The sequence below is a fragment of the Pseudomonas sp. REB1044 genome (genome assembly GCF_038813925.1).
Classification (GTDB): Bacteria; Pseudomonadota; Gammaproteobacteria; order Pseudomonadales; family Pseudomonadaceae; genus Aquipseudomonas; species Aquipseudomonas boreofloridensis.
This window is the reverse complement of sequence record NZ_CP046139.1, coordinates 685,326-708,180: the sequence shown is the minus strand read 5'-3', so window position 1 is coordinate 708,180 and position 22,855 is coordinate 685,326. Positions and strand designations below refer to the sequence as shown.

General features: G+C 65.8%; 21 protein-coding genes and 3 pseudogenes. 18 read left to right on the top strand and 6 right to left on the bottom strand.

The window, feature by feature from the left end; genetic code table 11:
* Nucleotides 1-118 precede the first annotated feature (118 nt).
* Nucleotides 119-655, top strand: a complete 537-nt coding sequence (locus GKC70_RS03280) for an RNA polymerase sigma factor (protein WP_342650419.1) — start codon at nucleotides 119-121, stop codon at nucleotides 653-655.
* On the top strand, nucleotides 652-1,311 hold the full coding sequence (locus GKC70_RS03275; RefSeq protein WP_342650418.1) for an N-acetyltransferase family protein: 660 nt from the start codon (nucleotides 652-654) through the stop codon (nucleotides 1,309-1,311). The genes GKC70_RS03280 and GKC70_RS03275 overlap by 4 nt, the downstream gene beginning before the upstream one ends.
* A gap of 64 nt (nucleotides 1,312-1,375) precedes the next feature.
* On the opposite strand, the gene GKC70_RS03270 is transcribed toward GKC70_RS03275, so the two are convergent.
* On the bottom strand, nucleotides 1,376-2,590 hold the full coding sequence (locus GKC70_RS03270; protein WP_342650417.1) for a cytochrome P450: 1,215 nt from the start codon (nucleotides 2,588-2,590) through the stop codon (nucleotides 1,376-1,378).
* Nucleotides 2,591-2,734: 144 nt separating this feature from the next.
* Here GKC70_RS03270 and GKC70_RS03265 point away from each other — a divergent pair, with 144 nt between their 5' ends.
* Nucleotides 2,735-3,892, top strand: coding sequence for a serine hydrolase domain-containing protein (locus GKC70_RS03265; protein ID WP_342650416.1), 1,158 nt, complete (start codon nucleotides 2,735-2,737; stop codon nucleotides 3,890-3,892).
* Here GKC70_RS03265 and GKC70_RS03260 read toward each other — a convergent pair.
* The gene (locus GKC70_RS03260) at nucleotides 3,887-4,996 is read right to left on the bottom strand and encodes a transglycosylase SLT domain-containing protein (RefSeq protein ID WP_342650415.1); all 1,110 of its coding nucleotides are present in this window, start codon (nucleotides 4,994-4,996) and stop codon (nucleotides 3,887-3,889) included. The genes GKC70_RS03265 and GKC70_RS03260 overlap by 6 nt on opposite strands.
* 161 nt (nucleotides 4,997-5,157) lie before the next feature.
* Here GKC70_RS03260 and GKC70_RS03255 point away from each other — a divergent pair, with 161 nt between their 5' ends.
* The 5 genes from GKC70_RS03255 to GKC70_RS03235 all read left to right on the top strand — a co-directional run bounded on the left by GKC70_RS03255 (nucleotide 5,158) and on the right by GKC70_RS03235 (nucleotide 9,315).
* Complete coding sequence (locus tag GKC70_RS03255; RefSeq protein WP_342650414.1) at nucleotides 5,158-5,649, top strand: type III effector; 492 nt, start codon at nucleotides 5,158-5,160, stop codon at nucleotides 5,647-5,649.
* A 10-nt stretch (nucleotides 5,650-5,659) separates the two neighbouring features.
* Entirely contained in the window at nucleotides 5,660-6,178 is a 519-nt protein-coding gene (locus GKC70_RS03250) for a hypothetical protein (RefSeq protein WP_342650413.1), read from the top strand.
* 86 nt (nucleotides 6,179-6,264) lie between these two features.
* Nucleotides 6,265-7,821, top strand: coding sequence for a type III effector (locus GKC70_RS03245; protein WP_342650412.1), 1,557 nt, complete (start codon nucleotides 6,265-6,267; stop codon nucleotides 7,819-7,821).
* 182 nt (nucleotides 7,822-8,003) lie between these two features.
* Nucleotides 8,004-8,423: a polyribonucleotide nucleotidyltransferase gene (locus GKC70_RS03240; protein ID WP_342650411.1), complete on the top strand. Its 420-nt coding sequence runs from the start codon at nucleotides 8,004-8,006 to the stop codon at nucleotides 8,421-8,423.
* Between the two features lie 22 nt (nucleotides 8,424-8,445).
* Nucleotides 8,446-9,315, top strand: a complete 870-nt coding sequence (locus GKC70_RS03235; protein WP_342650410.1) for a cation diffusion facilitator family transporter — start codon at nucleotides 8,446-8,448, stop codon at nucleotides 9,313-9,315.
* 11 nt (nucleotides 9,316-9,326) lie between these two features.
* Here the strand turns inward: GKC70_RS03235 and GKC70_RS03230 are convergent.
* Nucleotides 9,327-10,165, bottom strand: a pseudogene (locus GKC70_RS03230) (DUF6515 family protein).
* Between the two features lie 385 nt (nucleotides 10,166-10,550).
* On the opposite strand from GKC70_RS03230, the gene GKC70_RS03225 reads away from it, so the two are divergent.
* Together GKC70_RS03225 and GKC70_RS03220 are read left to right on the top strand one after the other, a co-directional pair.
* Nucleotides 10,551-11,027, top strand: coding sequence for an Lrp/AsnC family transcriptional regulator (locus tag GKC70_RS03225; RefSeq protein ID WP_029611921.1), 477 nt, complete (start codon nucleotides 10,551-10,553; stop codon nucleotides 11,025-11,027).
* Nucleotides 11,028-11,080: 53 nt separating this feature from the next.
* The gene (locus GKC70_RS03220) at nucleotides 11,081-11,284 is read left to right on the top strand and encodes a DUF2788 domain-containing protein (RefSeq protein ID WP_029611922.1); all 204 of its coding nucleotides are present in this window, start codon (nucleotides 11,081-11,083) and stop codon (nucleotides 11,282-11,284) included.
* Between the two features lie 33 nt (nucleotides 11,285-11,317).
* Here the strand turns inward: GKC70_RS03220 and GKC70_RS03215 are convergent, their stop codons facing one another.
* From GKC70_RS03215 to GKC70_RS03205, 3 genes and pseudogenes are all read right to left on the bottom strand, one after another.
* Nucleotides 11,318-11,947 carry a pseudouridine synthase gene (locus tag GKC70_RS03215; protein ID WP_039580560.1) on the bottom strand — a complete coding sequence of 210 codons (630 nt, stop codon included), beginning with the start codon at nucleotides 11,945-11,947 and terminating at the stop codon, nucleotides 11,318-11,320.
* A gap of 6 nt (nucleotides 11,948-11,953) precedes the next feature.
* Nucleotides 11,954-13,416 (bottom strand): annotated as a pseudogene (gene amn / locus GKC70_RS03210) (AMP nucleosidase).
* Nucleotides 13,417-13,516: 100 nt separating this feature from the next.
* Nucleotides 13,517-15,159: pseudogene (locus GKC70_RS03205) on the bottom strand (acyl-CoA dehydrogenase family protein).
* A gap of 166 nt (nucleotides 15,160-15,325) precedes the next feature.
* On the opposite strand from GKC70_RS03205, the gene GKC70_RS03200 reads away from it, so the two are divergent.
* From GKC70_RS03200 to lnt, 8 genes are all read left to right on the top strand, one after another.
* Entirely contained in the window at nucleotides 15,326-16,123 is a 798-nt protein-coding gene (locus tag GKC70_RS03200) for a hydroxymethylpyrimidine/phosphomethylpyrimidine kinase (RefSeq protein ID WP_039583283.1), read from the top strand.
* 14 nt (nucleotides 16,124-16,137) lie between these two features.
* Nucleotides 16,138-16,761, top strand: a complete 624-nt coding sequence (thiE, locus tag GKC70_RS03195) for a thiamine phosphate synthase (RefSeq protein WP_116889355.1) — start codon at nucleotides 16,138-16,140, stop codon at nucleotides 16,759-16,761.
* A 17-nt stretch (nucleotides 16,762-16,778) separates the two neighbouring features.
* Entirely contained in the window at nucleotides 16,779-18,062 is a 1,284-nt protein-coding gene (gene hemL, locus GKC70_RS03190; RefSeq protein WP_342650409.1) for a glutamate-1-semialdehyde 2,1-aminomutase, read from the top strand.
* Between the two features lie 187 nt (nucleotides 18,063-18,249).
* Complete coding sequence (locus GKC70_RS03185; protein WP_029611925.1) at nucleotides 18,250-18,801, top strand: tetratricopeptide repeat protein; 552 nt, start codon at nucleotides 18,250-18,252, stop codon at nucleotides 18,799-18,801.
* 147 nt (nucleotides 18,802-18,948) lie between these two features.
* On the top strand, nucleotides 18,949-19,947 hold the full coding sequence (locus tag GKC70_RS03180) for a PhoH family protein (protein WP_039580574.1): 999 nt from the start codon (nucleotides 18,949-18,951) through the stop codon (nucleotides 19,945-19,947).
* Nucleotides 19,940-20,413: an rRNA maturation RNase YbeY gene (gene ybeY / locus GKC70_RS03175; RefSeq protein ID WP_039580578.1), complete on the top strand. Its 474-nt coding sequence runs from the start codon at nucleotides 19,940-19,942 to the stop codon at nucleotides 20,411-20,413. The genes GKC70_RS03180 and ybeY overlap by 8 nt, the downstream gene beginning before the upstream one ends.
* A gap of 28 nt (nucleotides 20,414-20,441) precedes the next feature.
* The gene (locus tag GKC70_RS03170; RefSeq protein WP_029611926.1) at nucleotides 20,442-21,281 is read left to right on the top strand and encodes an HlyC/CorC family transporter; all 840 of its coding nucleotides are present in this window, start codon (nucleotides 20,442-20,444) and stop codon (nucleotides 21,279-21,281) included.
* 8 nt (nucleotides 21,282-21,289) lie between these two features.
* Complete coding sequence (lnt, locus tag GKC70_RS03165) at nucleotides 21,290-22,807, top strand: apolipoprotein N-acyltransferase (protein WP_295488590.1); 1,518 nt, start codon at nucleotides 21,290-21,292, stop codon at nucleotides 22,805-22,807.
* The last annotated feature ends 48 nt before the right edge of the window (nucleotides 22,808-22,855 follow it).

Below are 22,855 nucleotides of genomic sequence, written 5' to 3'. Positions count from 1 at the left end.
AAAAATAAAATCTTTATTTATCAATTGCTTATTGAGTAATTTGGGTTTGGCACAGGTTCTGCTGATAGGGCTTGTCGACATCGGATCGACGTTATGCACCTATCAGAGGGATTTACTGATGGCTTGTCTGAACTTCGCGTCAACCCCGAACACGTCCGCGCCCGGCATCACCTTCGGCGAAGAGCGCAAGCTGCGTCTGTTCATCCAGAAACGCGTGCTCAACCAGGACGACGCCGACGACCTGATCCAGCTCACGTACCTGGAGGCCTGGCGCAATCAGGAGAAATTCAAAGGGCTGGCCAAGCCGGACACGTGGCTGTGCGGCATCGCCTTGAACCTGATCCGCAACCATTTCCGCCGGTACTACGCGCAGCCGCCGCTGTGCACCTTCGATGAAAGCGAATGCCACGAAATGAGTGACGGCATCGACCTGGGCGAGCAGTGCGACCATCATCGACTGCTGGACCGCACGCTGACGGCCATGGACGCGCTGCCCAAGGAGATGCGCGAAACCCTGTTGACCGCCGTGGACACCGAGAGCAGCTACCGCGACGCCGCCGAGCGCCTGGGTGTGCCGATCGGCACCGTGCGCTCGCGCTTGTTCCGGGCCCGCGAACACCTCAAGCGCAGTGTGTTCGGGGAGGCTCGCGCATGATCGCCAACCGTTTGAACAGTCGCTCCGAGCTGCCCCCTGGGGTGCGTCGCTACACGCCCGAGGACCTGCCGACGATGACCGCGATCTTCAACGAAAGCGCTCTGGGGGGCACCAGCTCCCCCGTGCTCAGAGCGTTTTCCCTGGAGGAAATGACCTTCTTCGTCGACTGCTTCGTCAAGGAGGGCGATCCGATCTATGTGCTCGAACGCGGCGGCGAGGTGGTCGCCTGGCTGATCGTCAATCGCTTCAGTTGGGGCGCCCAGGCGTGCCGGCTGACCGGCGAGGTGTCGATCTACGTGCGCCACGACCACGTCGGCAGCGGTGTGGGCATTCGCCTCGGCCAGGCCGCGGTGGTGCTGGCCCGACGCTACGGCTTCGAGACGCTGGTGGCCTGGATCATCGAGCATAACGCGGCGAGCAAACGTGGCGTGCAAGGGCTGGGGGCCGCGCAATGGGGGCGCTTTCCTGGCATCGCCCGCTTCGCCGAGCTGCGTGCCGATGTGGTGCTCTACGGGCTGCACCTGACCTCGGAACCTTCTACAGACTCCGGTGTGCGTGTGGAGCAGGCTTGTCGGGCGGATGGCACGGGCTTGATCCGTAGCGCGACACCCCCGCCCCCACGGGCAGCCGGTGCAAGAACCGACAGCCCGTGCTGAAGCTCATGTGAGCCAGTGCCTGGCTCACCTTCCGAAGCCCTGCACGCTCCCTATGGGAGCGTCGTCAGGCCACCGACCAGCGCACCGGCAAGGCCTGCGGCCCGCGAAAATTCGGCACGTAGCGCCAGCGCACGCTCTCGGGCGTGCCCTCCAGTTGCAGGCCCGGGCAGCGCTTGAGCAAGGTGTTCAAGGCGATCTCCAGCTCCTGACGCGCCAGCGAGGCGCCCAGGCAATAGTGGGCGCCTTTGCCGAACGCCAGGTGCGGGCATGCTGGGCGTGTGACATCCAGAAGGTCGGGCTGGGCACACAGCGCCGGGTCGCGATTGGCCGATCCCACCACCGCCATCAACAGTTGACCGCGCTGCAAGCGTTGCCCGCCAAGCTCGGTGTCCTGGGTGACGAAGCGCACCATGGCGCGTTCCACCGACGAGTCATAGCGCAGCAATTCCTCCACCGCGTTGGCCATCGAGTCTGGCGAATCGCGCAACTGAATCAGCGTGTGCGGATGTCGCAGGAGCAAGTACACCGCATTGCCGATCATCGACGCCGCCGTTTCATGCCCGGCGACGATCAGCAGGGCGATCATGCTGCACAGCTCGCTGCTGCTGAGCACGTTGCCCTCCTCCTCGACCTGCACCAGCGCCGACACCAGGTCGTCGGTGGGCGCGGCGCGGCGCTGCTCGATCAAGGCCAGCATGTAGCTCGCGAACTCGGCATAGCAACGCTGCAACTCGCTCAGGTCATGCCCGACCTGCTGGACGATGAGCTGGGACCAGCGGCGGAAATCGTCCCGGTCCTGGGCCGGGACACCGAGCAGTTCGGCGATCACGATGATCGACAGGGGAAACGCGTACTGGCTCACCACGTCCAGATGCCCGCTCGGCCCGACCTGGTCCAGCAAGCGCTCGGCGATCTGCTCGATGCGCGGGCGCATGGCGTTGACCGCCTTGAGCGTGAAGGCTTTGTTCACCAAGCGACGCAGACGCCGGTGGCGCTCCCCGTCACGGTTGAGCATGTGGTCGTTGAGAAACGCGATGGACTGATCGCCGCCCATCATCACCGCGAACTGCGGGCTGATGCGGGCCGGATCACGGGCGAAGCGTTCGCTGTCGAGCAGCACCGTTTCCACGTCTTGCGCGCCGGTGACGTACCAGATCGGCAACTGCCCCGGCGGCTGGCTGAGGAACACCGGCGCGGCCTCGCGCAGCGTCGCGTAGTGCTGGTAGGCCGCGCTGCGGAAGGCATCGCTGTTGAAGTCGAGGGTACAGGCGTTGGCCATGGACAAGCTCCGGGGACAAGGGGGTTGTCCCTGAGTGGCCGGGTGCACGGAAAAGATCCCTCGCCGGGTTCTCGAACAGGCCTCTGAACCGATTCGACCGCCCCGCTCACTCAGGGATGACCTTTGCCGATCTGTGGAGCTGACATGACGCACGCACCCGTAGTCCATGGCCATTGCGACCCGCGCTTCGAGCCGGTCAGTGCGGCCTTCATCGCCCTGATGCACAGCCCGTTCGAGCGCGGCGCCGCCCTGTGCCTGCAAGTCGACGGCGAAACCGTCATCGATCTCTGGGCCGGCCTGGCCGGGCCGGAACCGGAGCGCCTGTGGCAACAGGACACCCTGCTCAACCTGTTCTCCTGCACCAAGCCCTTCACGGCGGTGGCCATCATGCAACTGGTGGGCGAAGGCCGACTGGACCTCGATGCCCCGCTCTGCCAGTACTGGCCGTCGTTCGCCGACGCGGGCAAGGCCTCGATCACCCTGCGCCAGGTGCTGTGCCACCGCGCCGGGCTGCCGGCCATCCGCACGCCCTTGGCGCCACAGACCCTGTACGACTGGGACACCATGGCGCAGCTGATCGCCGGGGAACGGCCCTGGGCCAGCGCCGGCGAACGGCAGACCTATTCGCCCTTGCTGTTCGGTTGGATCCTGGGCGAGCTGCTGCGCCGGGTAGACGGCGTGTCGCCCGCCCAGAGCATTTGCAGCCGGGTGGCCGAGCCCCTGGGGCTGGACTTCCACCTCGGCCTGGACGAGGCGACCATGGCGCGCTGCGCGTACATGGCGCGGACTCGCGAGGATATCTGCGACGAGGCCTTCGCCCGTGTGCTGCAGGATGTGCTCAACGCACCCACGACCATGAGCGCGCTGGCCTTCGCCAACCCGCCGATGCTGCTGGGGCGCAGCAACGAACCGGGCTGGAAGCGCATGACCCAGCCGGCGGCCAATGGCCACGGCAATGCCCGCAGCCTGGCGACCTTCTACGCTGGCCTGCTCGACGGCCGCTTGTTGGAATCGCCGATGCTCAATGAAATGCTGCGCGAGCACAGCGCCGAGTACGACCCCACGTTGCAGACACCGGCGCGCTTCGGCCTGGGCGTGATGCTCGACCAACCCCAGGTGGCCAATGGCAGCTATGGCATGGGCCGCGAGGCATTCGGGCACATGGGCGCCGGTGGCACCGTCGGTTTCGCCGACCCGGAGCGCGGTGTGTCGTTCGGCTTCGCCTGCAATACCATCGGCTCGTACGTGTTGATGGACCCGCGTGGCCGACACCTGGCCAGCGTCGCGGCGGCCTGTCTATAGCGTCGGCTCGTCGGCCTGCGCGACCTGCGGGCCGACCGGGACACGCTCGGTCGTGACCCTCCCGGGCGCTTCGCGGTTTGGCGCACCGGGTTGCGCGGCCCTGGCGATCAAGTCCGGCTGCGCGATCAATCGACCTGACGCGGCCATGGGCAGCAGCACGCGTCCACTGGCCCGCCCGCGCTCGGTCGGGTTGAGCATGCGCAGTTCGCGCTCGTGCACACCGGACAGTTGCGCCAGGTGCGCCAGGTCCACCGGTTGCGCCAGGGCGAGCATCTGGAAGTACGGCTGATCGGCGATGGGCTCCAGGTCGATGTCGTAGTCCGCTGGGGCATTGACCAACTGCGACAGCGCCAGCAACCGCGGCACATAGTTCTGCGTCTCGCCAGGCAGCGCCAGGTCCCAGTAACCGGTCGCCAGGCCCCGGGCGCGATTGCGCTCGATGGCCTGGCGCACGCGCCCTTCGCCTGCGTTGTAGGCGGCCAGGGCCAGCAGCCAGTCGCCCTCGAAGTAGTCATGCAGGTAGGACAGGTAATCCAGGGCGGCGCGGGTGGAGGCTGGAATATCCCGACGCTCGTCGTAGCCCGCCCGCTGCTCCAGTCGATAGCGCCGTCCCGTGGCCGGGATGAATTGCCACAGGCCCATGGCCTGGGCGGGCGATTGCGCATTGGGGTTGAAGCCGCTCTCGATGGCGGGCAACAGCGCCAACTCCAGCGGCATGTTGCGCTTGCTCAGTTCGCCGACGATGAAGTGCAGGTAGCGGCTGCCGGCGCGCCCGGTCTGGGTGAGAAACCCCGGACGCTCGATCAGCCAGCGGCGCTGCGCGTCGACCCGCGCCACGCCATCGGTTTCGGGCTGCAGCGAAAAACCCTGGCGCATGCGTGCCCACAGGCTGCCGTCGCTGTGCGGCGCGCGTTGCGCGATGTGCACCAGCGTGTCGGTCGGCGCGGGCGTGCGCCAGCGTAGCTGGGAGCGGTAGGGCTCGTTGGCGAACCGGTCGCCGATGGTCAGCTGCGGTTCGAGGTGCTGGCAGCCGGACAGCACAGTCGCCATGGCCAGCAGGGAAAGCCCTGTGCAGACCGAGCGCGGTGAAGGTGAACGGGACATGGGCGGTCAACCTTGAATGAGGTGGCGCCCATGGGTGGCCGAGAGCGGCCCGGCGGTTCCCCACCTGGCGACGCGACGAAGTGCCCGGAACCGAAAGCTCGCAGGGGTCACTCATCAGCAGCAGGTGCCTCCCGCGCCTGCCTGACGACACGAGGTCACTCATGGCGGCACCTTCCTATTGCAGGCTGATCGATCAGCTCTGTGCACTGACGATGATTCCCAGTCCATCCGCGTTCTATGAACACGCCAACCTGTCGGTCAAGGCGGTCGACTTTTCCCTGAAGCACACCCCCAGCGTGGGCGAGGGTGACGTGTTCATCTACGCCAGCTTCGGACCGCTGCCCACCGCCCACCGCGAAGCGGTGCTGCAACGGCTGCTGGAAACCAACCTGTACCTGCTCAGCGGGCCGTTCTGCCCGTCCCTGGGCTACAACAGCGACAACCAGGAGGTGACGCTGATCGGCCACGTACCGCTGGAAACCCTCACCGCCGAACACCTGCTCGGCCTGATGGGCGGTATCGCCGACATGGCGCTGAACTGGCGCAACGGCTACTTCCTGGACGGCCCGCAGGCCGCGCCACCGGCCAACGCTGCCCAGGCGCCGAAAACCGGCAGACGCCCAGCAGGCTTCACCCACGCGTTGTCGAACTAGGAGAGACACCATGGCAGATTTATCCGTAGGCCAGAGTCTGGCGGTCCAGGGCCAGCAACAGGACGATGCGATCACCACGGCCCCGCCCATTCGGGATGTAACAACCTCTTCCAGAGCATTGGTGCCCTTTCATCTCGGCGCACTGACGCGCGCGCCGTCGCAAGCGCTGCAGAGCAAGCGAAACGAACTTCATCCTGTGATCGCCTCGCTGACCGAGCAGAGCCTGGCCAACACGCCACTGGCCTTTGCCCATCAACGCATGAAGCTCGAAGGCATGGCGCTGGAGGTGGTCGCAGATACTCCTTACCAAGACTTGCACCGGGAACTGGCCGGGATGGGCGGCCGGCCGCACCCGATGTTGTCGGGCAACGATGAAGCCCGGGCCTTCAGCCAAGACTTCACCGCCTACCTGCTCAAACCTCAGGAGCAACGAGACAAGGACGGTGGTTTCACGGCGGTCTGGGATGCCCACTGCGCGCGCGTCGGCGACACCCTGGGGCCTACCACACATTGTGCGAGGAAGTGGTAAAGCACAATGACAACCCCGCTGATCTGCCGCACTTGACCCGCAGTCACGAGGCGTTTCGTGGCTACGCCAAAGGCGTGATCAAGGACATGAGCAAAGACATGCCCGAGCGCCTTGGCATCTTCCTGACAAGCCGTATCGAGCACGCGCAGACGACGGCGAACGACCCGACGCTGCGCAAGCAAACGCGGGAAGACGCGCGCTATGAACTGAACCAGCTACAGGCCGTGCGCACCGAACTGCAAGGTTTCATCAGCAAGGCGCAAGAAGACCAACCACACACCTCGATCCCGCTCGCCCAGGCGACGAAGGCCAGCAAGGGCCTGGATAACGCCCTGAACAACGTCACGCGCCAGGATACGATCAAAGACCTCAAGGCCCACTCCGGCCTGCTCATCGGTGCGGCAGTGTTTCTCGGCGCGGGAATCCCCCAAGGCTTCGCGTCAGCGGGGCATTTCGGTGCAAGCACATCGGCGATCGATGAACGAATGGCCGATGAGCCCTTCATCAATCACATCGCGGCTACCTCGGCGGTGCTGGGCGGTTCACACAAGCTCATCAGCGACGGCATCCGTCCGTTCGTCCAGGCGTCGGTCGACAAAACCATTGGCAGAACCATGGTCAAGGTCGATCCAATGTCCGTGTACCCCACGCCATTGAGAGACATCAGCGTAGACGGGCGACGCGTCGCCAACCCCGATTTCGCCCGCCAGGACACTACCCGGGCAGACCAGCGCAAGGACTTCAAGCGCCTGCAGAACGCCAACAATTTCGGCACCATGAGCGGCGATTTCGCCGGCTACCTGGCCTTCGGCACCGCCCATGCCCTGCGTGAACTGTTGAATCAATACACGTCGCTGACCACCACAGGCATCGGCGCACGCTCGCTCGCGTCGGCCGCAGGCGGCACGTTCATGGCCGGCGGCCAGGCGGTGGCGAAGTACGCCCAGACCCATGGCGAAGAACGCATTCCCACCTACCGAGTGACCCAGCAGACCAAGGACTGGGGCGAGGTGATGCCCGACACGCTGCGCGATGTGCTGGGAAAACTCAACCCAACCGATACTGCCAACTTGAGCGACCTGATCAACCGTATCGTCGGCGCGTTCCCTGGGATCGGGATGCGCACGGGCGTCGGGGATGCCGCCCTTGCGCAATTGAAATCAGCCGCAGCAGCGATCGTCGCCGCGACGGGCATGACCGAGAAACCCGGCGATGTGGAAAAGATGGTGATGGTGATCAGCACCTTTGTCTCCTCGGGCCTGACGCTGCAGCCCTTTTTCGCCAACAGTGTGGCGGCGCCTCTGGAGAACAAGGCCCTGCACGGTGAGGACAAACTCGCCTTGCGGGCCAGCGTTCCGGTGCAGAACATTCTCCATCCAGACCGCGAATCACTTCCCCACACCCAGCCCCCCGGCGTGCGGCGTACGCTGGAAAATGCTTATCACGTGAGCCGCGGCGTGAGTCAGCTCGGTCCGCAAAGCGCTGTGGCTGGGCTCAACGTGGTCGGCGATGCAATCAAGGACAACCTGCCAAGCTCGAAAAAAACGGCCACTCCCGACCCGATCGAGTTGGCAGAACGCGGTCAGTCCACTACTCAAGGCACGCCCACTGACGAAGGACAAACCAGCACCCGTCCTACCTGATGAAACCGTCGCGCCGTCCCTGGCGGGTGGCGCGACACCCCTCGATCAAACGGTCACACAATCGCGGTGGCTCTACCTGGAGCGAGCGGGTATAACGGCGAACCGAAATGGCGGCGGCATGGTCTGATTGCAGGCCGACGCTGATCGGCCAGGTTCCCGTTGTCCTCTTTCCGGAGATTCCCATGCGCATCCCTTCCCGCATCATCGGCGGCGCCCTCATCGCGGTTCTGCTGACTCAAATGACGGCGTGCGGCACTATCATTTATCCCGACCGTCGTGGCCAGATCGAAGGCAAGATCGATCCGGTGGTCGCGGTCATGGACGCCATCGGCATCCTGTTCTGGGTGCTGCCCGGCCTGATCGCCTTCGGCGTCGACTTCGCCACCGGCGCCATCTACTACCCCGGCGGCAAGACCGCGCAGATCGACCCGGCCAAACTCAAGCCCGCCGTCGATGCCCAGGGTAATGTCGACACGCTCAAGCTGCAGGCCATCATCGAAAGCGAGCTGGGCCAGCGCCTGCCGCTGGACGACCCGCGCCTGATCCAGCACCGCGGTAGCGTCGAGCAACTGGCCGCCTTCGGCCTGGTGCCCGCCGCCTGATCTCTCCGTCCGAGGCCTGCCCATGACCACCAACGCCGAACATCAACGCCTGCTGCGCCTGGCCACCCGCGCCTCGCTGTCGGTGGCCAGTATCCTGGTCCTGGCCAAGGCCGTGGCCTGGTGGATGAGCGGCTCGGTGAGCCTGCTGGCCGGCCTCACCGACTCCATGCTCGATGCCGTGGCCTCGTTCCTCAACGTGCTGGCGGTGCATTACGCCTTGCGCCCGGCCGACGACGACCACCGCTTCGGCCATGGCAAGGCCGAAGCACTGGCCGGCATGGCTCAGGCGCTGTTCATCGCGGTCAGTGCCGTGCTCATCGGCCTGCAGGCGGTAGAGCGCCTGCAATCGCCGCAGCCGCTGGGCGATACCGGTGCCGGCATTGCGGTGATGCTGCTGTCGCTGGTGCTGACCGTGGCGCTGCTGGCCTTTCAGCGCAAAGTCATCCGCGTCACCGGCTCCACGGCGGTGCGTGCCGATTCGCTGCATTATCGGTCCGACTTGCTGCTCAACAGCAGCATTCTGCTGGCCCTGCTGCTGGCCCGCTTCGGCTGGCCGCAGTTGGATGCGATCTTCGGCCTGGCCATTGCGCTGTACATCCTCTGGAGCGCGGTGCAGATCGCCCGCGAGAGCACCTCGATCCTGATGGACCAGGAGTTGCCCGGCGAGGTGGTCGAGCGTATGCAGGCGCTGGCGCTGGCGATCCCCGGTGTGCAGGGCGTGCATGACCTGCGCACGCGCATGTCGGGCAGTCACTGGTTCGTGCAACTGCACCTGGAACTGCCCGGCGAGCTGCCGCTGCACGAGGCGCACGCGCTATGCGTGCAGGCCTCGGCGGCGATCCGTGAGGGTTATCCGCGAGCCGATGTGATGGTGCATGCCGACCCGGTGTAACGCCGCGCGCTTCAGTTGACGCTGTAACCCCGTCCGCTCAGGCACGCCGCCAGCGAGCGGCGATAGTCATTAGCCACACCGGGCGGCGGGGCGCTGCTGGCCGTGGCCGGGTCGAAGCCGGACTGGCTGACCGCCCAGCGATGACAGTGGTAGCGGTCCTGCTCCTGCTGCTGCGGGCCTTGGCCATTGGCCGGATAGGCGATCACGTCGTAACCGCCGCCGGGCTGGGGTTCCGGTGGCGGGGCGTAGGCCGGCGCCGTCGGATTGACCACCACATAGTCCTGGCGGTCGGGCTGGTACTGGTAGCAGGTGTCGGCGACCAGGAAATACAACAGCCCACTGAGCCAGACTTCCTGGGCGTAGGACGGCAGCGCGTCGACCCTCAGGCCATACGGCGGGCGCACCACGATGTAGTCGCCGCCGTGGGGGCGATACCAGTAGCCGCCGGAATAGTAGTAGTCCTGACCGCGATACGGCACTCGCCGGTAGCGGTCGGGGAAGCGATCGGTGGTGTAGCCGGGACGGTACTGTGGGCCCGGCCCCAGCCATCGCCATGGCCGTCGGGCCTGCCGTGCCAGTCGCCGCCGGGGCGCTGGCCCGGACCGCCGGCTTCCCAGCGACGGTAATCGCCGGGGCGGCGCGGAATATCCTGGTAGTAACCGGGACGCGGCGGTTCGGTCTGGCGCACTTCGTCGCGCGAGTTCAGGGGCGAACTGGGCACGCCCGGGCCATTGGGATCGGGCGGAGCAGGCCTGCCGGGCGCGTCGCCCGGTCCGATGGCCAGCGCGCCCAGGCTGATGCCCATGCCCAGCACCCCGATTACCGCCCACTGCCCGATGCGCGACCTCATATGATTCCTCTCGCTAGCGCTGCTGCTTGGTCCGCGCAGTCTAACCCGCCGCGCAGGTGAGATTCAGACAATAAAAAAGGGAGGCCAGTCGGCCTCCCCTCGGGAATTGTCGTCCGTGCTCGACGCTTGTGGCGTCGGCTCACCTCGCCAGGTCTTCTGGACCCTGCGCAGCCCGGGGGCCAGTTGATCCGATGGGATGGCTGGCCGCGACCGCCTGCTTGAGGCGCGTCGCTGTGGACATGAGTCCGGGCAGTGATTCTGTGGGTAACGATAGAGGATCGGCACCGGCACAGGATTGCGAAGATTGCGGTGATAAATAGCGCTTGCGCAATTTTTCACTCAGGATCGATAATTCGCCGCAATCCGAACAGAAAAGGCATTGTCCATGAGCAAGCTCGACCGCTATGACCTGAGCATCCTCGCCGAATTGCAGCGCGACGCCCGCATTTCCAACCAGGAACTGGCCGAGCGCATCGGCTTGTCGCCCTCGCCCTGCTCGCGACGGGTCAAGCAGCTCGAAGACGATGGCTATATCTCGCGCCAGGTGGCGCTGCTCGATCGCAAGAAGCTCGGCTTGAGCCTCACCGCCTACGTGTTGATCGGCATGGATCGCCACACCCCCGAGCGCTTCGAGACCTTCGAAGCCGCCATCCGCAGCCTGCCCCAAGTCCTGGAATGCAGCCTGGTCACCGGCATGGACGCGGACTATCAGCTCAAAGTGGTGGTCCCGGACATGGACCATTACCAGAAGCTGCTGCTGGGCAGCCTGACCCGTATCGAAGGCGTCACCAGCGTGCGCTCGAGCTTCGTGCTCAACCAGGTACTGGCCAGTACCGAGATGCCATTGACCCACCTGCGTTGAATCCTGCCGAGGGCGGCGTATGATCGGGCGCTCTGACTGACAGGAGCCGGACGATGGACCCCGCCGTATTCGAAGAATGGATGATGATCGTGCTGGTCAGCGTGCTGATCGGCTTCATGGGCTTCATCGTCTGGGACCTGGCGAAGAAGTCCAAGGCCGGACGCTTCGGGACGCTGATCCTGTTCTTCGTGCTCGGCCTCGGGGTGATGGCGTTCATCATCAAGAGCGTGGTGGTGGGCTTCATCGAAGGCGTGTAGTACCTGGAGCGGGCCTGCCAGCGAGCCGCGCGCCTACAGCTTCGCCGGCACCTCGCGCCAACACCCCTGCTCCAACCCATCCAGCGTCCAATCGCCGATGCGCACTCGCACCAGGCGCAAAGTGGGCAACCCCACCGCTGCCGTCATCCGCCGTACCTGACGGTTGCGGCCTTCGCGAATCACCAGCTCCAGCCACGCCGTCGGCACGCTCTTGCGAAAGCGCACCGGCGGGTTGCGCGGCCACAGCGTCGGCTCGTCCAGCGGCCGGGCCTCGGCGGGTAGAGTCATACCGTCGTTGAGTTCCACGCCTTGGCGCAGACGCTGCAACTGCTCGGCGCTCGGCTCACCTTCCACCTGCACCCAGTACGTCTTGGGCAACTTGTGCCGAGGATCGGCGATGCGCGCTTGCAACTGGCCGTCGTTGGTCAGCAGCAGCAGACCCTCGCTGTCGCGGTCCAGCCGCCCAGCCGGATAGATACCGGGGAGGTCGATGAAGTCCTTGAGCGTGGCGCGCCCCTGGTCGTCGCTGAACTGGGTGAGCACGTCGAACGGCTTGTTGAACAGGATCAGGCGCGGTTCGGCCGGTGGCGCCTTGGGCGGGCGCCGGGGGCCGGTAGGACGCGCCGCCGGGCGGCGCGGTTTGGAGCGGGGAGGCAGGGGCATGGGTCCTCAGCGGAACGGCGGCTCGTCGAAACTGCGCAGTTTACGCGAGTGCAGCGTGTCCAGCTCGGTGCGCAGCAGGTCGAGGGCGGCGATGCCGATCTTCAGGTGCTGGCTGACGGCGCGATTGTAGAACGCATTGGCCGAGCCCGGCAGCTTGATCTCGCTGTGCAGCGGCTTGTCGGAGACGCACAGCAAGGTGCCATAAGGCACCCGCAGTCGATAACCCTGGGCGGCGATGGTGCCGCTTTCCATGTCCACCGCCACGGCGCGCGACAGGTTGATCAATGGCCGCTCCTGGGCCCAACGCAGCTCCCAGTTGCGGTCGTCGTAGGTCAGCACGGTGCCGGTGCGCAGGCGCTTCTTCAACTGCTCGCCGCGTTCGCCAGTGACCTGCGCCGCCGCTTCCTGAAGCGCCAACTGCACCTCGGCCAGGGCCGGGATAGGAATGTTCGGCGGCACCACGCGGTCGAGGATGCCGTCGCGGCGCATGTAGGCGTGGGCCAGCACGTAGTCGCCGATGGTCTGCGATTGGCGCAGGCCGCCGCAGTGGCCGATCATCAGCCAGCAGTGCGGCCGCAGCACGGCCAGATGGTCGGTGATGTTCTTGGCATTGGACGGACCAACACCGATGTTGACCAGGGTGATGCCGTCGCCGTCGGCCGCGATCAGGTGGTAGGCCGGCATCTGGTAGCGGTGCCAGACCACCCCGGCGACCAGGGCCTGAGCTTCGCCGTTGTCCATGCCCTTTTCGATCACCACGTTGCCCGGCAGGACCATGCGCACGAAGCGCGGGTCCTGGTGCAGTTGCTCCAGGCCGTGGGCGATGAATTGATCGACGTAGCGGTGGTAGTTGGTCAGCAGAATCCACGGCTGCATGTGACGCCAGTCGCTGCCGGTGTAATGCACCAGCCGGCGCAGGGAGAAGTCCGTGCGCGCAGCGTCGAACAGTGCCAGCGGCAGGGTTTCGGCGCTCTCCCAGTCGTACAGCCCGTCGGCGATGTTGTCGGTGGCGGCGGACAGGTCGGTGCTGGGGAATACCCGCGCCAGGGTGGCGGCGGTGATGCCGCTGCCGGCCAGTTCATCGCCCTGGTCGACCACATAGGGGTAGGGAATGTTCTGCTCGCTGACGCCGACTTCCACGGTCACCGTGTAGTCATGCATCAACGGGCGCAGCTGTTCGAGCAGGTAGCTGCGGAAGGCCGCCGGCTGGGTGACGGTGACGCTGTAGGTGCCGGCCACCTGGACCTTGGCATAGGCGCGCGTGGTGGCGGCGACTTCGCCCTGGCTGAAGTAGGTCAGGCGAATGGCCGGGTAGCGGAACTGCGCGCGCTGCGCCTCATCCGGCTCGGTACGGTCCTTGAGGTAACGCTTCAGGGCCTGGCTGAGGGCACTGGTGGCTTGTTCATGCAGGGCCGCCAGACGGTCGACGGCCTGTTCGGGGTATCAACGACTACAAACGCTTGGCTCACGCTGGGCTTCCTGTCTTGGACTCATGCATGCAGACCATCTTGCCTGCGATCCATTGCAAATTCATCTGTGGCAGCGGCCCAGTCGAGAAAAGCGCAACTTTTACATCGGCGTCGCCCGCTCCATCAGCGCGAGCACGTCGATGCCATGCGGCAGCGTGCCGTACACGCGACCACCGCTGCCCAGGCGGCTGCCGATGAAGGCATCGCTGACCGTGGCATTGCCCGCCTCCAGCAACAGCTTGGCCTGCAGCGCCACGGCGATGTCTTCGGTCAGTTGCCGGGCGCGGTACTGGATGTCGCCGTTGTCGGCCAGCGCCCCCTTGAGGTTGCCGATGTGCGCGGCCAGGCGCGGGTCGCCATGACCGTCGCCCAGCTCGACGAACAGCGCATCGAGCACGCCCGGCTCCTTGGACAGCGCCCGCAGCACGTCCAGGCACTGCACGTTGCCCGAGCCTTCCCAGGTGGAGTTGACCGGTGCCTCGCGGTACAGGCGCGGGAGAATGCTGTCCTCGACATAACCGGCGCCGCCCAGGCACTCAGCAGCCTCGTTGATCATTCCCGGCGCGCGCTTGCAGATCCAGTACTTGCCCACCGCCGTGACCAGGCGGGCGAAATGCGCCTGCTGCGGGTCGTCCAACTGGTCCAGGGCCTGACCCATGCGCAGGCTCAGGGCCAGCGCCGCCTCGCTCTCCAGCGCCAGGTCGGCGAGCACGTTCTGCATCAACGGCTGCTCGCTGAGCCGCTTGCCGCCGACCTTGCGGTGGGCGCAGTGATGCGTGGCCTGGGTCAGCGCCTGGCGCATCAAGGCACTGGAGCCGACCATGCAGTCGAAGCGGGTCATGGCGACCATCTCGATGATGGTCGGCACGCCGCGCCCTTCCTCGCCGATCATCCAGGCCAGGGCGCCGCGAAACTCCACTTCGCTGGAGGCATTGGACTGGTTGCCCAGCTTGTTTTTCAAGCGCTGGATATAGAACTGGTTGCGCTGGTCGTCCGGCCGATGGCGCGGCAGCAGGAAGCAGCTCAGGCCGCGCTCGGTCTGCGCCAGGGTAAGGAAGGCGTCGCACATCGGCGCCGAACAGAACCACTTGTGGCCGACCAGTTCATAGGCCTGCCCTGGTCCAGGCGCGCCCACGGGGTAGGCGCGGGTGGTGTTGGCGCGCACATCGGTGCCGCCCTGCTTTTCGGTCATGGCCATGCCCAGGGTCACCCCGGCTTTATGCCGGTCGCCGACATTGCGCGGGTCGTACTCGCGGGCCAGCACCTTGGGCAGCCAGTACTCGGCCAGTTCCGGTTGCAGGCGCAGCGCGGGCACCGCTGCGAAGGTCATGGTCAGCGGACAGCCGCTGCCCGCCTCGGCCTGGCTGTGCAGGTAGGTCATCGATGCGCGAGCCACATGCGCCCCAGCACGCGGCTCGGCCCACGGCAGCGAGGGCAGGCCATGCTCGATGGCGGTGCGCATCAGCTCGTGATAGGCGGGATGGAATTCCACCAGGTCGATGCGATGACCATAACGGTCATGGCTGCTGAACTGCGGCACATGCGCATTGGCCAGGAAGCCTGCGGCCATCAGCGGCCCACCGGCCAGCGCGCCATAGGCGTCGATGCGCGCGTGCGCCCAGCCCGCGCCGAAGCGGCTTGACCATTGCTGCAGCGGCAGGTCGAGACGGTACAGGTTGGCGCCGTCCAGCGAAGGGGCTGGTTGGTGACGTCGTGGGTTTCGGCATACTGATGCAGGTTCATCGAAGGCTCCTGGGTGCGCGGTGGCCTGGAAACTTCAGTGAAGCACTCATCGCGGGGCAGGCAAAGGGACGAAACCGCCGTTTCCGACGGGATCGCGGGCAGCGCCAGGGCTGTCTACCTCACCGGCGAATCCGTTATGAACGCTTTGGTGGTAAGCTCGCCGACCATGAATACCTACAGCTCCCGTCCCGTTGTCCTCTGTCTTTCCGGCCACGACCCCAGTGGCGGCGCCGGTCTGCAGGCAGATATCGAAGCCCTGATCGCCCAGGGCTGTCACGCCGCACCCGCCGTGACCGCCCTGACCGTGCAGGATACCGTCGATGTGTCCGACTTCCGCGTGCTCGACCGCCAGTGGGTACTGGCGCAGGCCAATGCGGTGCTGGCCGATTCGCCCGTGGCGGCGGTCAAGCTGGGCATGCTCGGCTCCATCGAGATGGTCGACACCGTCGCCGAACTGCTCGCCGCTCACCCGCACGTGCCGTTGGTCTGCGACCCGGTGCTGCGCGCCGGTGGCGGCGGTCGACTGGGCAAGGATGAAGTGGGCTACGCCCTGCGCGAGCGCCTGCTGCCCCGGGCCACCATCGCCACGCCGAACCTGCCCGAGGCGCGCATCCTCGCCGACCTGCCGTCTGGCAGCGCCGACGACTGCGCGGAGAAACTTCTGCCGTTCTGCGAGCATCTGCTGATCACCGGCGGCCATGGCGACGAAGTGGAGATCCACAACCGTCTGTACAGCCGCAGCGGCCAGCAGCACACCTGGACCTGCCAACGCCTGCCCGGCAGCTACCACGGCTCGGGCTGCACCCTGGCCAGCGCCCTGGCCGGACGCCTGGCCCTGGGCGAGGAACTGGTCAGCGCCGTGCGCAGCGCCTTGGACTACACCTGGCGCACCCTGCGCGACGCCGAGCGACTGGGTCGCGGCCAGTACGTGCCACGGCGCCTGCCCCTGGATTTCTGCCACTGACACGAGGCCGTCCCATGAAGCTACGTGGCCTGTATGCCATCACTGACAGCCAACTGCTCGCCGGGCGCTTTCTGGCGCACGTCGAAGCGGCCCTGGAAGGCGGCGTCTGCCTGCTGCAATACCGCGACAAGGGCGACGACACCGCACGCCGCCTGCGCGAGGCCGAGGCCCTGATGAGGCTGTGCGAGCGCTACGGTACGGCGCTGATCATCAATGACGACGCCGAACTGGCGGCGCGCCTGGGCGTCGGCGTGCACCTGGGGCAGACCGACGGTCCGCTGACCCCGGCCCGTGCCCTGCTAGGGCGCCAGGCCATCATCGGCTCCACCTGCCACGCCAGCCTGGCGCTGGCCGAGCAGGCCGCCGCCGAAGGCGCCAGCTACGTGGCCTTCGGCCGCTTCTTCAATTCCCAGACCAAGCCCGGCGCTCCGGCTGCCAGCCTCGAGCTCATCGGCCAGGCCCGCGCCCAGCTCACGCTGCCGATCGCCGTGATCGGCGGCATCACCCTCGACAACGCCGCCGCACTGGTCGCCCATGGCGCCGACCTGCTGGCGGTGATCCACGGCCTGTTCGGTGCCGACAGCGCGCAGGAAGTGACCCGCCGCGCCCGCGCCTTCAATGCTTTGTTCGCTTGCTGACTTCGAGAGACGATCCCATGTCCCGTTCCGAAACACTGTTCGCCCAAGCCCAGAAACACATTCCCGGCGGCGTCAACTCGCCCGTTCGCGCGTTCAAGAGCGTCGGCGGCACGCCGCTGTTCTTCAAGCACGCCGAAGGCGCCTATGTGGTCGATGAAGACGACAAGCGCTACGTCGACTACGTCGGTTCCTGGGGCCCGATGATCCTCGGCCACGGCCATCCGCAGGTGCTCGACGCGGTGCGCCGTCAGTTGGAGCACGGCCTGTCGTACGGTGCCCCGACCGCCATGGAAACCGAGATGGCCGACCTGGTCTGCTCGCTGGTGCCGTCGATGGAGATGGTGCGCATGGTCAGCTCCGGCACTGAAGCGACCATGAGCGCCATTCGCCTGGCCCGTGGCTACACCGGCCGCGACGCGATCATCAAGTTCGAAGGCTGCTACCACGGTCACTCCGACAGCCTGCTGGTCAAGGCCGGTTCCGGCCTGCTGACCCAGGGCGTGCCGAGCTCGGCCGGGGTGCCGGCGGACTTCGCCAAGCACACCCTGACCCTGCCCTTCAACGACCTGGCCGCCGTCGAAAAGACCCTGGCCGACGTGGGCCAGAGCGTGGCCTGCATCATCGTCGAGCCGGTAGCCGGCAATATGAACTGCGTGCCCCCGGCCGCAGGCTTCCTCGAAGGCCTGCGCAGCCTGTGCGACCAGCATGGCGTGGTGTTGATCTTCGATGAAGTGATGACCGGCTTCCGCGTCTCGCTCGGCGGCGCTCAAGGCCATTACGGCATCACGCCGGACCTCTCCACCTTCGGTAAGATCGTCGGTGGCGGCATGCCGGTCGGCTGCTTCGGCGGCAAGCGCGAGATCATGGGCTGCATCGCCCCGCTCGGCCCGGTCTACCAGGCCGGCACCCTGTCGGGCAACCCGCTGGCCATGGCCGCCGGCCTGACCACCCTGAAGCTGATCAGCCGTCCGGGCTTCCACGACGAACTGACGGCCTTCACCAGCCGCATGCTCTACGGCCTGCAGCAGCGCGCCGACGCCGCCGGCATCCCGTTCGTCACCACGCAGGCGGGTGCGATGTTCGGCCTGTACTTCAGCGGCGCCGACGACATCGTTACCTTCGACGACGTCATGGCCAGCGACGCCGAGCGCTTCAAGCGCTTCTTCCACCTGATGCTCGACGGCGGCGTGTACCTGGCGCCAAGCGCGTTCGAGGCGGGCTTCACCTCCATCGCCCACGGCGAAGCCGAGTTGAAGATCACCCTGGATGCGGCGGAAAAGGCCTTCGCGGCGCTGAAATAAACGGCATCGTCCCCCTGCCTGGCGCCCTCTTCCCCAGTGGGCGTCAGGCACGATGGTCCAGGCACCGGCGGCCGATGTCTTTGTGCTCAGATAAATTAGAGTAAAACTTTGTAAGGTAGGCGCTGCTTATCCCATAATGTGCCATCAACGACATTGGCCGCAGCTTTGCAGAGGTAAGTCGATCCCCATGAACCGCACCGGCCGTGCCCTGACGCTGGGCTGCCTGTTGCTTCTTCAGCCCCTGCTGGCCCTGGCAGAGGGCGGCAATTCGTTGCTGATTCCAGCGACGGGCCGCTGCACTCTCAACGCCCAGCCGCAAGACCTGGAGAACGCACTCAACGCCTGCGCGCAGAGTGCCGAGGCCGGCGATGCTCAGGCGCAGTACGAACTCGGCGAGTTCTACTACAGCGGCAACCAGGCCCCCAAGGACCTGAACAAGGCCCTGAACTGGTTCGAAAAAGCCTCGCTGCAGGGGCACGCCCAGGCCCAGTACCGCCTGGGCGGCATGTTCATGCGCGGTGAAGGGGTTCAGGCCAATCACGTCCAGGCCTACATCCTGCTCAAGATTGCCGCGGTCAACGGCGCCGAAGACGCCCTGGACCTGGCCGACGAGGTGACCGAGCAGATGTCGCGAGAAGAACTGGAACACGCTACCCAGGTACTGGGTCAGATCTTCCGCAAGTACCTGCTGGAGCTGCAGAGCGCCGAAGGCCGCACGCCGTTCTCGCCACTGCCTTGAGCAGTGCGCATGCAACCGATCTGTCGCGCAACGGTCAGATACCTCTGCCACAGTGCCCCATACCCTTGATCGCTTCAGAGCTTTCGCCACCACCGATCAAGGGTTATTCTTCGTTTCACATCCTTCGTCGAGCGCCTTGAACCGACCTTGAACGCACCCATACAACCCCATCGTTTCACCCTCGAACCCTTCGAGGCCCACCGTTTCGCCAACTTGTGCGGCCAGTTCGACGCGCATCTGCGCCTGATCGAACAACGCCTGGCCATCGAGATCCGCAACCGCGGCAATCAGTTCGAACTGATCGGCGAACCCAAGACCACCTCCGCCGCCGAACAACTGCTGCGCCGTCTCTACCGCGAGACCAAGGCCATCGAGCTGTCGCCGGAAACGGTCCACCTCTATCTCCAGGAATCGGCCGTGGAGAACATCGACAATCCCGCCGTCAACGAAGTCAGCGTCTCGCTGCGCACGCGCAAGGGCAACATTCGTCCGCGCGGCGCCAACCAGCAGCGCTACGTCAAGGAAATCCTGGCCAACGACATCAACTTCGGCATCGGCCCGGCCGGTACCGGCAAGACCTACCTGGCCGTGGCCTGTGCCGTCGATGCCCTGGAACGCGAGCAGGTGCGCCGTATCCTGCTGGTGCGTCCGGCGGTCGAGGCCGGCGAAAAGCTCGGCTTCCTGCCAGGCGACCTGGCACAGAAGATCGACCCCTACCTGCGCCCGCTGTACGACGCCCTGTATGAAATGCTCGGCTTCGAGCACGTGGCCAAGCTGATCGAGCGCCAGGTGATCGAGATCGCCCCGTTGGCCTACATGCGCGGTCGCACGCTGAACAACAGCTTCATCATCCTCGACGAAAGCCAGAACACCACCCTGGAACAGATGAAGATGTTCCTCACCCGTATCGGCTTCGGCTCCACGGCGGTGATCACCGGTGACATCACCCAGGTCGACCTGCCGCGTGGCACCAAGTCGGGCCTGGCCCACGTCATCGACGTGCTCAAGGATGTGCCCGGCATCAGCTTCACGCACTTCCAGCCCAAGGACGTGGTACGTCACCCGCTGGTGCAGCGCATCGTCGAAGCCTACGACCGTTTCGAGGCCGCTCAGGCCAAGCCCGAGGCGCGCGGCAACGATGCTTGAACTCGACCTGCAACGGGCCACCGAGGCGGCGGCGCCAGACGACGCCGCCTTCCGCCGCTGGTGCGAACTGGCTCTGCGCCAGCGCAGCGCCGACTCGGAAATGACCATTCGCCTGGTCGAGGAAGACGAAGGCCGCGCGCTCAATCACACCTACCGGCACAAGGACTATGCGACCAACGTATTGTCCTTCCCGGCTGACGTGCCCGACGAACTGCTGGATATTCCCTTGCTCGGCGACCTGGTCATCTGCGTACCCGTCGTCGAGCGCGAGGCCGCCGAACAAGGCAAGTCGCTGGAGGCGCACTGGGCGCACCTGGTGATCCACGGCTGCCTGCACCTGCTGGGCTACGACCACATCGACGACGATGAGGCCGAGGAAATGGAAGCGCTGGAACGCCAATTGCTGGCCGAACTGGGTCATCCCGACCCCTACGCCGACGACGACACCGATTCAATCACCCACTGACCATTGCAAGGACCACGAGTACACCGCCATGAGCGAAGATCGATCGAGCAACGGGCAAAAGTCCTGGCTGGGTAAGCTGACCCAGGCTTTTGCCCATGAGCCGAAAAACCGCCAGGAGCTCCTCGAGCTGCTGCGCGAAGCCCATCAGAACAAGCTGCTCGACAGCGAAGCGCTGACCATCGTCGAAGGCGCCATCCAGGTCGCCGACCTGCAGGTGCGCGACATCATGGTGCCGCGCTCGCAGATGATCAGCATCAAGGCCAGCCAGTCGCCTCGCGAATTCCTGCCGGCGGTGATCGACGCCGCGCACTCGCGCTACCCGGTGATCGGCGAGAGCCATGACGATGTGCTCGGCATCCTGCTGGCCAAGGACCTGCTGCCGCTGATCCTCAAGGAGAACGGCGACAGCTTCAACATCAAGGACCTGCTGCGTCCGGCCACCTTCGTGCCCGAGTCCAAGCGGCTGAACGTGCTCCTGCGCGAATTCCGCGCCAACCATAACCACATGGCCGTGGTCATCGACGAATACGGCGGCGTGGCCGGGCTGGTCACCATCGAGGACGTGCTCGAACAGATCGTCGGCGACATCGAGGACGAGCACGACGTCGAGGAGGACAGCTACATCAAGCCGCTGCCCAGCGGCGACTTCCTGGTCAAGGCCCTGACCCCCATCGAGAACTTCAATGCGTTCTTCGACAGCGCGTTCTCGGACGATGAGTTCGACACCGTCGGCGGTCTGGTCATGAGCGCCTTCGGCCACCTGCCCAAGCGCAACGAGACCACTGAAATCGGCGCCTACCGCTTCCGCATTCTCAACGCCGACAGCCGCCGCGTGCACCTGCTGCGCCTGACCCCGATCACCCGTTAAGGACGACCATGCGCTGGATCACCCGCCCCGGCTGGCCCGGTAACCTGCTGGCCTTGGTGGCCGGCGCCTCCACTTCGCTGGCCCTGGCGCCGTTCGATCTGTGGCCGATCGCGCTGCTGTCGATCATGCTGTTCTACCTCGGCCTGCGCGAGCTCAGCCCGCGTCAGGCACTGGGGCGCGGCTGGTGCTACGGTTTCGGCCTGTATGGCGCCGGCACCAGCTGGATCTACGTCAGCATCAACACTTACGGCGGTGCCTCGCCGCTGCTGGCCACCCTGCTGCTGGTGGCGTTCTTCGCCGCCATCGCCTGGTTCTTCGCCCTGCCAGCCTGGCTCTGGGCGCGCTGGCTGCGCCGCACCGAGGCGCCGCTGGCCGATGCCTTGTGCTTCGCCGCCTTGTGGCTGTTGCAGGAAGCCTTCCGCGGCTGGTTCCTCACCGGTTTCCCCTGGCTCTACGCCGGCTACAGCCAACTCGACGGCCCGCTGGCCGGCCTGGCACCGCTGGGCGGCGTGTGGCTGATCTCCTTTGCCCTGGCGCTGTCGGCAGCCTTGCTGTGCAACCTGTCGCGCCTGCGCGCACGTCCTTCGTTCTTCGCTGTCGGCGCAGTGCTGTTGATAGCGCCCTGGGTGCTCGGCCTGGGCCTGAAAGGCCACGCCTGGACCCGCCCGGCCGGCGACCCGCTGAAAGTCGCCGCCGTTCAGGGCAACGTCGAGCAGGAAGTGAAATGGGACCCGGCCCACGTAAACGCGCAGCTGGCGCTGTACCGAGACATGACCTTGCGCTCGCAGCCGGCCGACATCGTAGTGTGGCCGGAAACGGCGGTGCCGGTGCTCAAGGATCAGGCGCAAGGCTACATCGACATGATGGGCAGCTTCGCCGCGGACCGTCATGCGGCGCTGATCACCGGCGTGCCGGTGCGTCAGGTGGTGCACCAGCAGCGCCGCTACTTCAACGGCATCACCGTCACCGGCGAAGGCGATGGCACCTACCTCAAGCAGAAGCTGGTGCCGTTTGGCGAGTACGTGCCGCTGCAAGACATGCTGCGCGGGCTGATCGAGTTCTTCAATCTGCCGATGTCCGACTTCGCCCGCGGGCCTGATGACCAGCCACTGCTCCAGGCCAAGGGCTATCAGATCGCGCCGTACATCTGCTACGAAGTGGTCTACCCCGAGTTCGCCGCAGGCCTGGCCGCGCGCAGCGACCTGCTGCTGACCATCAGCAACGACACCTGGTTCGGCACCTCGATCGGGCCGTTGCAGCACCTGCAGATGGCGCAGATGCGCGCCTTGGAGGCCGGTCGCTGGATGATCCGTGCCACCAACAACGGCGTTACCGCGCTGATCGACCCGTTCGGCAAGATCACCACGCAGATCCCGCAGTTCCAGCAGGCGATCCTGTATGGCGAGGTGGTGCCCATGCAGCAACTCACGCCGTATCTGCAATGGCGCTCATGGCCGCTGGCGATCATCTGCCTGCTGCTGATGGGCTGGGCGCTGCTGGCCGGGCGCATCGCCAAGACCGCGTGAGCATCGCCTTTGGTCCCTGTAGAAACGGCGTTGCGCCGCGTCTACAGG

Bases quoted from the DNA above. Each gene is read 5' to 3' on its own strand.
- thiE (WP_116889355.1), top strand. From the start codon at position 16,138: ATGAAGCTACGTGGCCTGTATGCCATCACTGACAGCCAACTGCTCGCC.
- GKC70_RS03265 (WP_342650416.1), top strand. From the start codon at position 2,735: ATGACGCACGCACCCGTAGTCCATGGCCATTGCGACCCGCGCTTCGAG.
- GKC70_RS03170 (WP_029611926.1), top strand. From the start codon at position 20,442: ATGAGCGAAGATCGATCGAGCAACGGGCAAAAGTCCTGGCTGGGTAAG.
- GKC70_RS03270 (WP_342650417.1), bottom strand. From the start codon at position 2,590: ATGGCCAACGCCTGTACCCTCGACTTCAACAGCGATGCCTTCCGCAGC.
- GKC70_RS03240 (WP_342650411.1), top strand. From the start codon at position 8,004: ATGCGCATCCCTTCCCGCATCATCGGCGGCGCCCTCATCGCGGTTCTG.
- GKC70_RS03260 (WP_342650415.1), bottom strand. From the start codon at position 4,996: ATGTCCCGTTCACCTTCACCGCGCTCGGTCTGCACAGGGCTTTCCCTG.
- GKC70_RS03280 (WP_342650419.1), top strand. From the start codon at position 119: ATGGCTTGTCTGAACTTCGCGTCAACCCCGAACACGTCCGCGCCCGGC.
- GKC70_RS03255 (WP_342650414.1), top strand. From the start codon at position 5,158: ATGGCGGCACCTTCCTATTGCAGGCTGATCGATCAGCTCTGTGCACTG.
- GKC70_RS03250 (WP_342650413.1), top strand. From the start codon at position 5,660: ATGGCAGATTTATCCGTAGGCCAGAGTCTGGCGGTCCAGGGCCAGCAA.
- ybeY (WP_039580578.1), top strand. From the start codon at position 19,940: ATGCTTGAACTCGACCTGCAACGGGCCACCGAGGCGGCGGCGCCAGAC.
- GKC70_RS03220 (WP_029611922.1), top strand. From the start codon at position 11,081: ATGGACCCCGCCGTATTCGAAGAATGGATGATGATCGTGCTGGTCAGC.
- GKC70_RS03215 (WP_039580560.1), bottom strand. From the start codon at position 11,947: ATGCCCCTGCCTCCCCGCTCCAAACCGCGCCGCCCGGCGGCGCGTCCT.
- hemL (WP_342650409.1), top strand. From the start codon at position 16,779: ATGTCCCGTTCCGAAACACTGTTCGCCCAAGCCCAGAAACACATTCCC.
- lnt (WP_295488590.1), top strand. From the start codon at position 21,290: ATGCGCTGGATCACCCGCCCCGGCTGGCCCGGTAACCTGCTGGCCTTG.
- GKC70_RS03225 (WP_029611921.1), top strand. From the start codon at position 10,551: ATGAGCAAGCTCGACCGCTATGACCTGAGCATCCTCGCCGAATTGCAG.
- GKC70_RS03245 (WP_342650412.1), top strand. From the start codon at position 6,265: ATGAGCAAAGACATGCCCGAGCGCCTTGGCATCTTCCTGACAAGCCGT.
- GKC70_RS03185 (WP_029611925.1), top strand. From the start codon at position 18,250: ATGAACCGCACCGGCCGTGCCCTGACGCTGGGCTGCCTGTTGCTTCTT.
- GKC70_RS03235 (WP_342650410.1), top strand. From the start codon at position 8,446: ATGACCACCAACGCCGAACATCAACGCCTGCTGCGCCTGGCCACCCGC.
- GKC70_RS03275 (WP_342650418.1), top strand. From the start codon at position 652: ATGATCGCCAACCGTTTGAACAGTCGCTCCGAGCTGCCCCCTGGGGTG.
- GKC70_RS03200 (WP_039583283.1), top strand. From the start codon at position 15,326: ATGAATACCTACAGCTCCCGTCCCGTTGTCCTCTGTCTTTCCGGCCAC.